Below are 13,017 nucleotides of genomic sequence, written 5' to 3' on the forward strand. Positions count from 1 at the left end.
CAGTTCTTCAGTTATAGTAAATACAAAGAGGTTCCGCAGCTTTAAGCGGGGCTCATATATAGATAATACTTCAGGAAAGGTGCAGATCCATGTCTTACCAAACCTCTATACATTTTGATCCAACAGCCTTACTGATAATAAAAAATGAGGTTGATAACTCGATCAAGTTAGTCGAATCAGCAGTAAGCACCTTGGTAGAAGATCAGACTTTACCTTTTGGCATTGATGATGCATTAAATCAGTTCGAACAATGTGCCCAAGTTCTGGCACTCATCGACATGTCCAGCCTGGCAAAAGTCGCTCATTATTCAGCAGAACTGATGCGCAAGATTATGGGGAACCCGGCACAGGTCAATACGCAGGACGTCATTGCCCTGAGTGAAGGCACCACCATGCTGAAACGCTATATCGAATTTATCTGCCTGCGTGAAGTAAAAATTCCACAGTTCCTGCTCGACACCCTGAACCGTCTGGAAATTGCGCTGGGTAAACCGCTCACCAGTGAAGGTCAGCATATTGAATCCCTGCTCGATCTGATCACGCCTGACTTTCAGTTACCACAAGCACCCGGTCTGGAAAAATCCAAATATGTTCAGCGCCTGTACAAGCTGTCCCTGAACAAGCTGCTCAAGCAGGAAGAAAGTGAACTGGATCTGCAGGCGATTAAACTGGTGGGGGCTTATCTGGCTGGGCTCGCTCAATCGCACACCAGCAAACAGTACTGGAATCTGGTTTTCGTTGCATTCAGCAATATTGATCACTTGCTGATTAATGAGCCACGTCTGCGCACTCTGGTGAGTATCGAGCGCAACATGGCACAATATTTTGGCTCGCCGGACAGCTTCAAGGCTTCACTTGCAGACCTGGCCAATGTCCTGAGTCTGTGTATTAGCCAGGAAGATGATACTGCACAACATATCCGCAGTCAGCTCAATATTGGTGAAGACCTGCTGACCGATATGCAGTTACAGGTCTTTAGTCGCCACCTGTATGGTCCAGACTTTGAAACCATGCATACCATTAGCGAACTGGTGACCACAGAAATGGCGCAGATTCGTAATGACATCGAGTTTAACTATCAGAACATGAGTCCTGAAAAAACTCAGGAATTGCAGGCACAGCTCAATAATCTGGCCAACATCTTCAAGGTATTGAACCTGAATGAAGCCTATCATGACCTGAACCGTCAAGCTACTTCACTGAGCCAGACTGAAATCCTGAAAGATCCGGGTTTTGCCCAGCAGTTGATGAATGTGATTCTGTCTGCCATGAACTCGATTGGGGTACTGGAACGTCATCACACCTCGAGCCGTTTGCAGCTGCGTGTCAACAACATGAATATTTCTCTGGACCGCCTGGATGAAGCACATGCTGCTTTACTCACTGAAACCAAGGCCCTGATCGAGCTTTCCAGCCAGATTCTGAGCAACTATCTGCAAGATCAGGACTTGGCTGCACTCGAACCTGTGCCAGTACAATTCTGTGAAATTGGCGGGGCGATGCTGTTCCTGAATGCAGAACATGTTCGTACTGCATTCACCACCACTGCAGCATTCATCAAGAACCGTATTGATCTATCAATGGCATTAACGCCGGAAGAGATTCATCGTGCTCTGGATACGCTGGCGAGTGCTGACATGATGATTGATAACTTAAAGAACAAACAGCCTGTTTTACAGGCTATGTTTAAGGTAGCATTGGACAGTAGTGAAAAACTCAAAATAGTTGCCTAATGTCCAAATTATCACTTGCTTATATTTTTCAGCAGCAGCAACTGCTGGTCGATCAACATTTTCAGCTTCCACAGGTTGAAGCCCTCGCAAGTGATTTGTTACTCCACACGGGTGATCAAGTGATTGCCCGTGACCTGCTTCCCGATGAGCCGATTCCTACAGGTTTGCAACTGGTACCCATCCGCCAGTTATTACAGTTCTGGAATACCCAGCAATTCGAACAGGCCAGCCGTGCGGTACAGCTTTTAGAATGGCGCCGGAATCACAAATTTTGTAGTCATTGCGGTACGGCCACCGAAGCACATCCGCTTGAACATGCGATGCTCTGTCCATCCTGCAATTATCGTCAGTATCCACGGGTTCAGCCTTGTGTCATTACTGTCATTACCCGGGGTGAAGACGAAATTTTGCTGGCCAAAAACGCGCGTAATACCAAAAGCCAGATGTATGGCCTGATTGCCGGTTTTGTTGAAGTTGGCGAAACGCTGGAAGAGGCAGTACGTCGTGAAACGCTGGAAGAAGTCGGTTTAGAGCTCAAGAATATTCAGTATCTGGCTAGCCAGCCCTGGCCGTTTCCAAGCAATCTGATGATTGCCTTCAAGGCTGAATATGCCGCGGGTGAAATCGAATTACAGCAAGAAGAAATTAGCGATGCGCGATTCTTTAAATTCGATCAGCTGCCTGAAATTCCGTTCAAGGGCAGTATTGCCCATGCCATGATTATGCATGTGACTCAAGGTACGGCTGTCGCAGACGATACCAAGACCTGGCTCTAGCTCTTATTGAGCTCAAGTTTGGCTGAACCAATAAAAAAAGAATCCAAGGGAGATAATCTCCTGGATTCTTTTTTATGCCTTACTACTGGGTTAAATCCCGCTATCAGTCTCGAGATCTAAATGCATCCTCGAGTGCCCAAAGCACCTGCGCTTTGGTCTGGAAATAGCGACTGAACAAACTAGATAATGAACCTACGATTGTAATATGGCCAAGTTTCGGAATATGAATCAAATGGCTATGATTGCCCTTTTCTCGCAATACCCGATCTAGATCCTGACTATTAAAATGGCCAACGATGTTGTCCTTTTCGGCAATAAACAGATAATGTCGGGTTGGGCTATTTTTAACAAAATAATAAGGCATGACCTGCTGATATGGCACCATCTGATCAAAAGCATCAGCACAAATCGGATCATTTTTATAATCAAAATGATAAGGCCCCGCCAGACCAATAATCGCACGGATTAGACTGTGGTCAATGCTGGCAGATTGCGGATGATACAGTGCAGACATGACATTGAATGCCCCAGCCGAATGTCCCATCAAAACCAGGTTTTCAGCACAGATATCTAACCGGCCGGCAGACTGCTGCAAGTGGTTCAATAATAAATGCAGATCATGAATATAGGCTGGGAAAATATGTTGTGGTGCCAGATGATAATTCATCACCACCACATCATAGCCTTCTTTGGCAAAGGCCTCACCAATGAACTGATAATCCTTTTTATCCCCATGCAACCACGCGCCGCCATGTACAAAAACAATCAGGGGGCGATGGGGCAAAGGCTGCTGGCTACGGAACAGATCAAAGCGTTGCCGTGATTTTAGACCATAAGCCAGCTGAGTTTCGATCGTGTAACCCTGTTTAGGCGTTAAACGATTCAACGCATAACTGCCAAAATCATAGAGTCTAAATGCTTTATAGCGTTGCTGGACTTCCAGAATCTGATTCGACAATTGGTTTTTAAAATGACCGACCTTATGGAGCATCGGTTGGTTCAACCGTATCAGGATCTATCGCAACCGGCGTCTGTTCGATACCGGGCTGTGCATAAGCAGGTGCTGCAAAGTTCTGACTGCTCAGATTTGAAGACTGTTCAACATTATCAATCAGGGTCACAATTTTGGTGACATTGCCCACTTGCTGCAATACCTGATTCAGGTCAGCAATTTCTGCGCTGTTCAAACGTCCCATCACATACAGCACGCCATCTTCAGTATGCACATGTACTTTACTGTCCGCAACCACAGTGGCTTTCATGATCAGGCCACGGGTATTAGCTGTGACCGCAGTATCCTGCATGATGGTGCTATAGCTGATCTGGTTGCCTACAGTAATAAAATTATGTACCGCTTTGACATCGCTCATGGATTTGACATTGTCTTCTGCCAGCTGCTTGAGATGTGCATCGGGCACCTGACCGGTCAGCAAGACATTGCCATGAAAACTTTCAATATTGACCCGGGCCTGTTTGAAGCGCGAATCTAGTTTATAAAGATTAATTTTTGCAGTACGGACAATCGAGGAATCAATAAACACCTGCCCCAAGGTACGCGCCCCACTCTCAGTTCCTACAGGAGCCGTACCTGTGCCGCTAGAAATAAAACTGGCACAACCTGATAAACTTGCGACACACAGCATTGTTATTGCAATACGCTTAACCACTCAGCAAGACTCCTTCATTTTATTACGTCTTTTTCAATCTAATAATCTGTCTTTAAGCTCAGATCATGGCAACTCTGCTTGAACTTTACAATGATCTTGAGGCAAATATAAGCATCTTTAGACCTTATTTTATTCACAGATTAATAAACTCTTGATCAAAAGTAAAAGCATTTTCAATCCATTCCAGATCATAAGGGTATTGCGAAAAGTCATGCTGTAGGGTTTTTGCAAATTGCTGTTTAAAATCAAAACAAATCACGTCAAAACGATAGTAATAGTGTGCAAATTGTGGATTTTTCTGAATAAAGCACATTGCCGTCTTGAGCATCTTGCCCTGTTTTGCTTTCGACACCGACTCGATCGCTTGCGCATATCCGGTGTGTGCACGAGCTTTGACTTCAACAAAGATCAGCTCCTGTTCACGTACCAGAATCAGATCCAGTTCACCATAACGGCTGTGATAATTGGCTGTAAGCAATTGAAATCCCTGCTGCTGCATCAGTTGGGCGGCTTGCTGTTCTGCCCATGTACCTAATTGCTGTCGCATTATTCTCTTTCCCTGTTAGAGCAGCTTTACACCTGTGCCACTGTACTGAAAACATTGCGGAGTACGCTGGACACCGTGTTCAGTGATCTGAATCCGGCCGGTTCTGCCCTGAAATTCAATCGTTTGCAGCCGCGGCTGAGATAAATACTGCTGGGTGATGTGCCAGGCATCGCCGCCAAAAGCAATCAGGCGCTGATAAGACAGATTAACCGGTTCCTTGGCATAAGCTTGCAGCACATCCGGCCAATCCGCTAAGTAAAGCACTGGAACATCACAAAACTTGATCCCTTGTGGCAGCTTGTGCTGTTCGCTCATGGCATTGGCTACGGTATACATCCGTGAACGATTTAATTCAGGCATGACAGCCATCCATTCTGCATTGCCCAGAAACAATAATCCCTGCTTGGGCATTAAAAATCGTGGTGGTTTATCTACGATTTTAAATTTCAGATCACTCTGGCTCAGCAAGGACATCAACAACAGTTCATGCTCCGCTTCACTGCCCGGCTGGCGTAAAATCAGCAGTTGCCGAATCCCGTCTTTGAATAAAAGTGCTTTTAAGGCAGCGGCATCATCTTTCTTGGATAGACTGAACTGCCAGACATTGGGAGAGACATCAGCCACTTCATTCAGGCTGAGGGTACGTACTTTGGGTCTGCTGTTCAGCAGTTGTTCCACGTCGCTACGTGCCAATGGCCCCACCACCATTCTGGTCTTTTTATTGACATGCTGTTTAAGTAGCTGGGAGATATTTTTCTGATTGGCATTGACCCATTTCAGCGGAATCTTGTGTCCTGAAGCGGTATAGGCACTGAGAAAACCCTGTTTGATACTCGATGCAGCTCGCGCCAAAGGCCCGGATTCGGGTAGAATGATCAACACTTCTGCTTGAACGCTGCTGATGCAGCTGACTAAACACAAGCCTAATATTTTATTGTTAATCTTCCATTTTTTATTATTCAATTTATTCCACATGGAGAAACCTATGAGTGCTCAGTTATTTGTTGTTGCGACTCCAATCGGGCACTTAGATGATATTAGTTATCGTGCAATTCAGGTGTTGAAGTCGGTGAGTCTGATTGCTGCTGAGGATACACGAACTTCGGCACAGTTGCTTAAACACTTTAATATTCAAACACCTTTGACTGCATGTCATGAACATAATGAAAGCAACAAAATTGAGCAGCTGATCCAGCGTCTACTGAACGGCGAAGATATGGCCCTGATCAGTGATGCTGGCACGCCCCTGATTAGCGATCCTGGTTTTAAATTTGTTCGGGCTGCTCAAGCGCATAATATCCGTGTTATTCCTGTGCCCGGTGCTTGTGCTGCGATTGCGGCCTTAAGTGCGGTCGGCTTGCCAAGTGACCGTTTCAGTTTTGAAGGCTTTCTGCCATCCAGACAAAGTCAGCGCCTGCTGAATCTGGAAAAACTCAAAGATGAAACCCAGACCCTGATTTTCTATGAAGCACCGCACCGGATTCTGGAATGCGTTAAAGATATGGCGAGCATATTTGGAGCAGACCGTCCTGTTGGCTTCGCGCGTGAAATTACCAAGACTTTTGAAACCATCAAGAAAATGACTTTAGGTGAACTGGTCGAATTCATTGCTAATGATCATAATCAGCAAAAAGGCGAAATTGTTCTGGTGATTGGCGGAGCAACTGGAGAAAAAGATCTGGATCAGGAAAAGCTGGATAAATTATTGAATCGCTTATTACAGGATCTGTCAGTCAAAGCAGCTTCACAACTGGCAGCAGATTTAACCGGTATCAAAAAGAAAGTGGCTTATCAACGTGCTTTAGAACTGACATCAGCCAACGATTAATATTCTAGCTATCTATCACCTTTATTTTTGCAAAAAAAACACCACAACTGATGTGGTGTTTTTTTTATAAAGCCAAGTCAAGGAATGACTTATTCTTTAGCTACTGACTCATCTGCCGGTACTTCAACGATACGGCCGCCACTTGCGAGAAAAGCCGCAATTTCGTCTTCAAGTGCCTGACGCTTCTTTAACTTTGCAGTCACGGTCAAAGTTTCAGCTTCTGCAAGATCGGTATCATTGACGACCTCTGTACTCTCTGTTGCGCCTTTTTCAGCTGCTTTTGCTTCATCATCGTCAACGATTGAATCTTCAACGTCGTCGTCATAATCATTCATGTCTGTCATTTGCATCTCCCCCAAAATGAGCGCTCGCTTTGTATTTAAAGCTAGGTGTCGAATTAAGTGAAATTTAGCAATCTATGTGGCATTCGCCTAGTACCAAATATTAAAAAATCGTATTTTTTTTAAACAAAATCGTTACTCTTTATGGATGTTTGTTTAAAAAATTTACATTTCAACGCTAAGCTGCATAGCGTGTGTCTTTAAGTAAACTCAGACCATTGGCCTGTGCCATAAATGCATCTTTTAACATTGGCTGATTTTCCACCTGTTTCAGACCGAAATTACGTGCCCAAACCATCGGGAAAAATAAAGTCGTTTCCATCCAGCCAATCGCAGACATGCTGTGCATCATGGCATCGTTTTGTCCTTTACGATGATGCTCATAACGCTTCAGGCTTTGCTCGTGTGCCCAAACACCACGTGACTGATCATGCAGCAATACATCACAGAGCACGGCAGCATCCAGACAGCCAATATTCACCCCTTGACCTGCCAGCGGATGAATCACATGGGCAGCATCACCAATCAAAGCCAGACCATCTTGAACATAGTGTTGGGCTGCGCGGGCTTTTAATGGAAAAGTCGCACGTGGTGTAGCTTGTACGACCTCACCGAGCATATGATGACTTTCACGGGTCAATAGCTGTGTAAAGTCAGCATCTGACAATCCTGCATATTCTTCAGCATAATCATCCGGCAAAGTCCAGACGATGGATTGCCAATGTCCCTGCTCTTCTTTTTTTAAGCTGGCCATCGGTAAAAAAGCCAGAGGGCCGGTTTCCAGAAAAATCTGGCGCGCCATATGCTGATGGGGCTGTGCAGTTTGAATCGCACAGCTGATCCCGGCCTGTTGGTAATCCAGCACATCAATATCAATGAAAGCTTGCTCACGGACAAAGGAGTTGGCACCATCTGCACCAATCACCAGTTTGGTTTTAAGCTGTGTGCCATCGGCCAGATGAATGATCCAGACACCGACTCCGCGTTCTACCCGGCTGACTTTAACTTCGGTACGGTAATCCTGTACATCGTCAAGCATCTTTTGCTGAATAGCCAGATTCAGGATACTCGGCTCTACCATCGAGCCTAAGGCCTGTTCTACTGAGGGTGTTTTTTCTGAAGGCTGGCCGAAATTAATGTCACCATAGCCATTTTTATTCCAGACCTGCATACCGGTATAAGGCTGCTGACGTGCCAGTTTGTTCCATACGCCGACTATTTTTAATAGATGAATGGTTGCCTGACTCAGTGCCAAAACACGTGGATTTGCCACATCTAATGTCTTATCTGCGTCTAAAATTGGGGCAGCGTCTAAAACTGTAGGCTGCACACCACCTTGCGCCAGCAGAAGTGCAGTCAGTCCACCAACCAGTCCACCGCCAATAATGACCACATCCAAGATTTCGTTATTTTGATTTAAGCTCATGCTTTTAATCCCATGGCATAATTCGCAACCAAAGGTTTAATGCCTGGAATATTTTCAAAGCAGATTAAGCCTGTGTTACGCATCAGTTTGAGGAATGGATTCTGGTTACTAAAACCGCGTACCACTGAATCACAGAATTTAATGACCCGCTGCTGATCTTTCAGGCGTGATTTTTCGTAGTCCTGTAGCATGGCTGCATTGCCTAAATCAGCACCCTGCTCAAGCTGCTCTGCCAAATAGCGATTAAGCACATAAGCATCGCGCATACACAGGTTAAAGCCCTGTCCGGCGACAGGATGGATGGTATGGGCAGCATTGCCCATCAATACCACACGGCCAACGGCCTGTTTTTCTGCCAGGACTTGAGAGAGTGGGAAGCTAAAACGGCGACCGGTTTTCTGGAATTTTCCGGCACGATCACCATAAGTGTCCTGCAAGGCATCAAGAAAATGCTGATCATTTTCATCGCCCAACCATTCACCTTCTGTGCCTTTTTTTACCGGCCAGACAACGGAACGGCGATATTCACCCGGCAATGGCAATAACGCCAAAGGGCCTAAATGACTGAAACGCTCAAAACCGACATGACCATGGGGCTTCGAGGTTTGTACTGTAGTCACGATCGCGACCTGATTATAATCGTGTTCTGAAGTACCAATGCCCAATGCTTTACGGCAGAAAGAATCACGACCGTCTGCGGCAATGACCAGTTTAGATTGTAAAGTCAGCTCAGATTCACCACGCTGCGCCTGAATATAAGCACAATCGGCATCTTGGGTCAGCGATGTGACTTGTACACCATCAATCAGTTCAATCAGCGGCTGTTGTTTCACTTGGGTCAGCAGCACACGGCCGAGCCAGGCATTTTCAATCACCTGACCGAAACTTTCGACTTTTTCCTGTTCTGCTTTTAGGCATGCCTTACCAAAGCTGCCTTGTTCGGTAATATTGACTTCCAGAATTGGTGTGGCATGTTGCTGTAGTGCATCCCAAAGGCCGAGTTCCTGATAGATCTGTACACTACGGCGCGACAAGGCACTGTTACGCGCATCAAAACTGGAATGATACGGGGCAAGATGTTCATCATCATAATCTGGATATTTGATGGCTTCCAAAAGTTTGACTGCAATATTGGTTTTCGCCAACATCAGTGCGAGGCTTAAGCCCACCATACCACCACCGACAATGATGACTTCTTGTTGCATGCTGTAATCCTTTCAATGTCGTATCTAAGTCAATAGATACTTATAATCATGATGGATTTTATATTAGCTCAAAAAAATTCTTTTTTATAATGAAATAGCGTGTCTCGCCTCTGATGTTTATTGTTTCCGGGTGGCCAACCAGCACAGAATTGCTCCAGCCGTAACCATTGCCACACCCTGCCAAAAACCAAAAGACAAAGACGTACTCAGCAATAATGCTGCAAATAAAGCAGATAACACCGGAGTAAAATAGGAAGCACCCGCCATTAATGTCATGTTTCCAGAAATAATTCCAATATTCCAGGCACCATATCCCAAACCTAAAGCTCCGGATGCCATAATCAAAGTGACGGTATTATCATAAGTAAAATTAAGCGCTGCTCCATTCATCAGGAAATATTTGATCCAGAGCACAACCGCAGCAAGGGCAAAGAATATCGTGACCAAGTTTTTACCTTGAGAAGTTTTTACGGTCACGGAACAATATGCAGCCCACAAAACCGCTGCAGCAAAAGCTAAACCATAACTAGGAGGATTAGCTTTCAAATTGCTCCATATTTGTAAGAGATCAAAGCCGGTATCTCCGCCTAAAACCCAACAAATTCCAACCAAGGCCAATAGGCAACCAGGAAGAATTAAGAGATTGGCTTTAACGTTGTTAAAAATGATTGCAAATAATAAGGTAAAAATCGGCCATAGATAATTAATCATCCCTACTTCAATGGCTTGCCGACTATTTTGAGCATAACCAATAGAAAGGGCAAAACATAATTCATAAGCAACAAATAAAAGACTTCCCCACCATAAATAAGGCTTTGGAATAGTAGAAAGCTTGGGTAGACCGATGGTAAAAAATAAAATAATGGATGCCACACTGTAAATCAGGGCAGCACCTGCGACCGCTCCAAAACTCTCACTGACACTACGAATTAAGCCAACATTCGTACTCCAGAAGATGACCGCAGAAAGACCAATTAAAGTCGCGACATTTCGATTAAATACCGGTAGAGCGTTTAAGAGCATGGGCTATTTACTCAGAATCAAAGATATTCAGATATATGCTTTTGTAGTTTTAAAGATTAATTTTTCGACTCATTCAGATCATGCAATGAATCAGAATGATAGTAAATAATGCAGACTTAAATTTTAGATAAGAACTGTAACTTTCAGCTAAATTTATAGTTTTGTATGACTAAAATTGGCACAACATTTATTTTTTTAAATCGTCGCTTAGCTTTTAAGGAGAACTAAGATCTACAGCTTGGAGGTAAAAAAATCATTTGTTTATGGACGTTTTTTCCTCATAACTCCGCTATTTTATGGCTATCCAAACACCCAAAATGCCGTCTCTGTCAGCCAGTCATCTAGCTCAAATCACCATAATAAAAACGGAGCCTCAGCTCCGTTTTATTGATAACTATTCCATCCACTCAAGCCGAATTTTAATTATTTAAAATCAACCTTGTAGGGATGTAAGTCATATAGATTAATCGTTGGCGTATTAACGCACCACTCGGCTATGCGGCTCAGTGTGATGCACTGTTTTTCCTAATTTCGTACCGGTATAGATCAGGTACAATGCCGACAAACCAACCAGTATATAAACAATTCGAGAAAGCGCAGTCATATCACCAAAGATTGCAGCAACCAAATTAAAGTCGAATGCACCAATTAAACCCCAATTGATGCCACCAATAATTGTTAAAGCGTAAGCAATCCAGTCAATCGTATTTAGTCTCATAAGTCTTCTCCTGCTGTTCTTTAAGTTTATTTAAGGATCAGAGAAAGTATGAGAAGCAAAGCGCATTTAATATGTAGCTTTGATGCTAAAAACCGATTTTCTGTGTTGAATTCCTGTCAATTTTTAAGCTGCAAATTTTAACTGGGTGAGTTTTATTTGACTTGTTCGTGATAAATGTAATTGAAATCTTTTTTACTATCGTTGCGCAATCTCTCAAAAGATCTGGCTTCAAATCTATTAGAGCAGTCATAAAAAAAGCCGATCTAAGGATCGGCTTTTCATGTCTCTAAAATTAAGCAGCCTGTGCTTTCGCCATTAATGCTTCAATGTCTTCTACCGTTTTCACGACTTTCGCGGTTAACACCAACGGGCCATTTGCAGTGGCCACGACATCATCTTCAATCCGGATGCCAATGCCACGCCATTTTGCATCCACAGTTTCATCATCAGGTGCAATATATACACCCGGCTCAACGGTGACCACCATGCCTTCTTCATACGGACGCCATTCACCATCGACCTTATACGCGCCAACATCATGCACATCCATACCAAGCCAGTGACCCGTGCCATGCATGTAGAACTGGCGGAAAGCTTCTTTTTCTATAATGTCGTCGATATCACCTTGCATCAAGCCAAGATCAAGCAGACCTTGCACCAGGATGCGCACAGCAACATTGTGCGGTTCTTTATAGGAGTTGCCAATTTGCACGGCATTGATCGCAGCGATTTGGGCATCCAGTACCACGTTATACAAGGCTTTCTGTTCCGGACTGAATTTACCATTCACTGGAAAGGTACGGGTAATATCTGAAGCATAAAGCTGATATTCAGCCGCGGCATCAATCAACACCAAATCACCATCTTTCAGCGCTTTATCATTTTCTACGTAGTGCAGGATGCAGGCATTTTCACCGCCACCGACAATACTGTTATAGGCCGGAACACCGCCATTCTTGCCGAAAATATAATTCAGCTCGGCTTCGAGTGCATATTCCATCATGCCCGGACGTACTGCTCGCATCGCTTGAGTATGTGCATCTGCCGAAATATCTGAAGCAATTTGCATCAGTTCAATTTCATTGTCATCTTTATGCAGACGCATTTCGTCAATAATACGATCCAGCTGAATCACTTGAGCAGGTGCAGACGTACCACGCCGGCTTTCACCACTTGCAGTCGCAATCCATTTCGCTACACGTGCATCAAAATCCGCGTTGTGGCCAATGCGATAAAATAATTGGTCTTTATTTTGTAATTTTTCCAGAATTCCTTCATCTAGCAGATCAATCGGATAGGCTTCATCTGCATCATAATCCTGCATCGCCCCATCAATCCCTGCACGATAGCCATTCCAGATTTCCATTTCCCGGTTACGTTCCCGGCAGAATAAACTATAGCTATAGCCTTCTTCTTCAGTGTCAAAGGTTTCAATCACAGCCACAGCTTCAGGTTCTGAAAATCCGGTTAAATAGAAGAAACTACTGTCTGCACGGTATTTATAATCTGCATCACGGTTACGCATCGCCACCGGACTGGTCGCGATAATCGCAATACTGCGTAAACCAATTTCCCCTGCGAGAATACTGCGACGTTCCTGAAAATCAGCTTGTGTTAATTTCTTCATTACACCTTACTTCTTGTCAATTCATGCTTTTATTGAAATATTCTCTTGAAAACAGAACATATATTCTAATGAAACAGCAAAATATATGCCTGATTTCAAGCAGTGTGATGACATAGCTAACTATTT

13 protein-coding genes are annotated in these 13,017 nt (G+C 44.2%); 3 read left to right on the plus strand and 10 right to left on the minus strand.

The features are described from left to right. Positions 1-89 precede the first annotated feature (89 nt). Both FTU44_RS10925 and nudC read left to right on the plus strand, forming a co-directional pair. Positions 90-1,733 (plus strand): hypothetical protein, encoded by a 1,644-nt coding sequence (locus FTU44_RS10925; RefSeq protein WP_005096371.1) that lies wholly within the window; start codon positions 90-92, stop codon positions 1,731-1,733. Further along, positions 1,733-2,509, plus strand: a complete 777-nt coding sequence (gene nudC / locus FTU44_RS10930; protein ID WP_100357231.1) for an NAD(+) diphosphatase — start codon at positions 1,733-1,735, stop codon at positions 2,507-2,509. Before FTU44_RS10925 ends, nudC begins: the two co-directional genes overlap by 1 nt. Before the next feature lie 103 nt (positions 2,510-2,612). On the opposite strand, the gene FTU44_RS10935 is transcribed toward nudC, so the two are convergent. The 4 genes from FTU44_RS10935 to FTU44_RS10950 form a co-directional block, all read right to left on the minus strand. Beyond that, positions 2,613-3,500, minus strand: coding sequence for an alpha/beta hydrolase (locus tag FTU44_RS10935; RefSeq protein ID WP_180050698.1), 888 nt, complete (start codon positions 3,498-3,500; stop codon positions 2,613-2,615). Continuing rightward, positions 3,490-4,176, minus strand: coding sequence for a BON domain-containing protein (locus FTU44_RS10940; RefSeq protein ID WP_005096366.1), 687 nt, complete (start codon positions 4,174-4,176; stop codon positions 3,490-3,492). Before FTU44_RS10940 ends, FTU44_RS10935 begins: the two co-directional genes overlap by 11 nt. Before the next feature lie 133 nt (positions 4,177-4,309). Next, on the minus strand, positions 4,310-4,723 hold the full coding sequence (locus FTU44_RS10945) for a YraN family protein (protein WP_005096365.1): 414 nt from the start codon (positions 4,721-4,723) through the stop codon (positions 4,310-4,312). Between the two features lie 15 nt (positions 4,724-4,738). Next, positions 4,739-5,698 (minus strand): penicillin-binding protein activator, encoded by a 960-nt coding sequence (locus FTU44_RS10950; RefSeq protein WP_180050700.1) that lies wholly within the window; start codon positions 5,696-5,698, stop codon positions 4,739-4,741. A gap of 10 nt (positions 5,699-5,708) precedes the next feature. Between FTU44_RS10950 and rsmI the strand changes: the two genes are divergently transcribed. Then, complete coding sequence (gene rsmI, locus FTU44_RS10955) at positions 5,709-6,551, plus strand: 16S rRNA (cytidine(1402)-2'-O)-methyltransferase (protein WP_180050702.1); 843 nt, start codon at positions 5,709-5,711, stop codon at positions 6,549-6,551. A gap of 89 nt (positions 6,552-6,640) precedes the next feature. Here rsmI and FTU44_RS10960 read toward each other — a convergent pair whose 3' ends face one another. From FTU44_RS10960 to pepP, 6 genes are all read right to left on the minus strand, one after another. After that, a complete protein-coding gene (locus FTU44_RS10960; protein WP_180039471.1) occupies positions 6,641-6,895 on the minus strand; it encodes a hypothetical protein in 255 nt (84 codons plus the stop codon). A gap of 175 nt (positions 6,896-7,070) precedes the next feature. Further along, a complete protein-coding gene (locus FTU44_RS10965; RefSeq protein ID WP_180050704.1) occupies positions 7,071-8,318 on the minus strand; it encodes an FAD-dependent monooxygenase in 1,248 nt (415 codons plus the stop codon). Next, on the minus strand, positions 8,315-9,523 hold the full coding sequence (gene ubiH, locus FTU44_RS10970; protein WP_005096358.1) for a 2-octaprenyl-6-methoxyphenyl hydroxylase: 1,209 nt from the start codon (positions 9,521-9,523) through the stop codon (positions 8,315-8,317). The genes FTU44_RS10965 and ubiH overlap by 4 nt, the downstream gene beginning before the upstream one ends. A 117-nt stretch (positions 9,524-9,640) precedes the next feature. Next, positions 9,641-10,546 carry an aromatic amino acid DMT transporter YddG gene (gene yddG / locus FTU44_RS10975; protein ID WP_180050706.1) on the minus strand — a complete coding sequence of 302 codons (906 nt, stop codon included), beginning with the start codon at positions 10,544-10,546 and terminating at the stop codon, positions 9,641-9,643. 478 nt (positions 10,547-11,024) lie between these two features. Beyond that, positions 11,025-11,264, minus strand: coding sequence for a DUF378 domain-containing protein (locus FTU44_RS10980; RefSeq protein WP_180050707.1), 240 nt, complete (start codon positions 11,262-11,264; stop codon positions 11,025-11,027). Positions 11,265-11,556: 292 nt separating this feature from the next. Beyond that, positions 11,557-12,891 (minus strand): Xaa-Pro aminopeptidase, encoded by a 1,335-nt coding sequence (gene pepP / locus FTU44_RS10985; RefSeq protein ID WP_005096353.1) that lies wholly within the window; start codon positions 12,889-12,891, stop codon positions 11,557-11,559. Between the last annotated feature and the right edge of the window lie 126 nt (positions 12,892-13,017).

It is taken from the genome of Acinetobacter sp. YH12105, assembly GCF_013419095.1.
GTDB lineage: Bacteria > Pseudomonadota > Gammaproteobacteria > Pseudomonadales > Moraxellaceae > Acinetobacter > Acinetobacter pseudolwoffii.

Excerpts from the sequence above, each read along its gene's own strand:
- ubiH (WP_005096358.1), bottom strand. The coding sequence starts at position 9,523 with ATGCAACAAGAAGTCATCATTGTCGGTGGTGGTATGGTGGGCTTAAGC.
- FTU44_RS10935 (WP_180050698.1), bottom strand. The coding sequence starts at position 3,500 with ATGCTCCATAAGGTCGGTCATTTTAAAAACCAATTGTCGAATCAGATT.
- yddG (WP_180050706.1), bottom strand. The coding sequence starts at position 10,546 with ATGCTCTTAAACGCTCTACCGGTATTTAATCGAAATGTCGCGACTTTA.
- pepP (WP_005096353.1), bottom strand. The coding sequence starts at position 12,891 with ATGAAGAAATTAACACAAGCTGATTTTCAGGAACGTCGCAGTATTCTC.
- FTU44_RS10980 (WP_180050707.1), bottom strand. The coding sequence starts at position 11,264 with ATGAGACTAAATACGATTGACTGGATTGCTTACGCTTTAACAATTATT.
- FTU44_RS10950 (WP_180050700.1), bottom strand. The coding sequence starts at position 5,698 with ATGTGGAATAAATTGAATAATAAAAAATGGAAGATTAACAATAAAATA.
- FTU44_RS10945 (WP_005096365.1), bottom strand. The coding sequence starts at position 4,723 with ATGCGACAGCAATTAGGTACATGGGCAGAACAGCAAGCCGCCCAACTG.
- FTU44_RS10925 (WP_005096371.1), top strand. The coding sequence starts at position 90 with ATGTCTTACCAAACCTCTATACATTTTGATCCAACAGCCTTACTGATA.
- FTU44_RS10960 (WP_180039471.1), bottom strand. The coding sequence starts at position 6,895 with ATGACAGACATGAATGATTATGACGACGACGTTGAAGATTCAATCGTT.
- rsmI (WP_180050702.1), top strand. The coding sequence starts at position 5,709 with ATGAGTGCTCAGTTATTTGTTGTTGCGACTCCAATCGGGCACTTAGAT.
- FTU44_RS10965 (WP_180050704.1), bottom strand. The coding sequence starts at position 8,318 with ATGAGCTTAAATCAAAATAACGAAATCTTGGATGTGGTCATTATTGGC.
- nudC (WP_100357231.1), top strand. The coding sequence starts at position 1,733 with ATGTCCAAATTATCACTTGCTTATATTTTTCAGCAGCAGCAACTGCTG.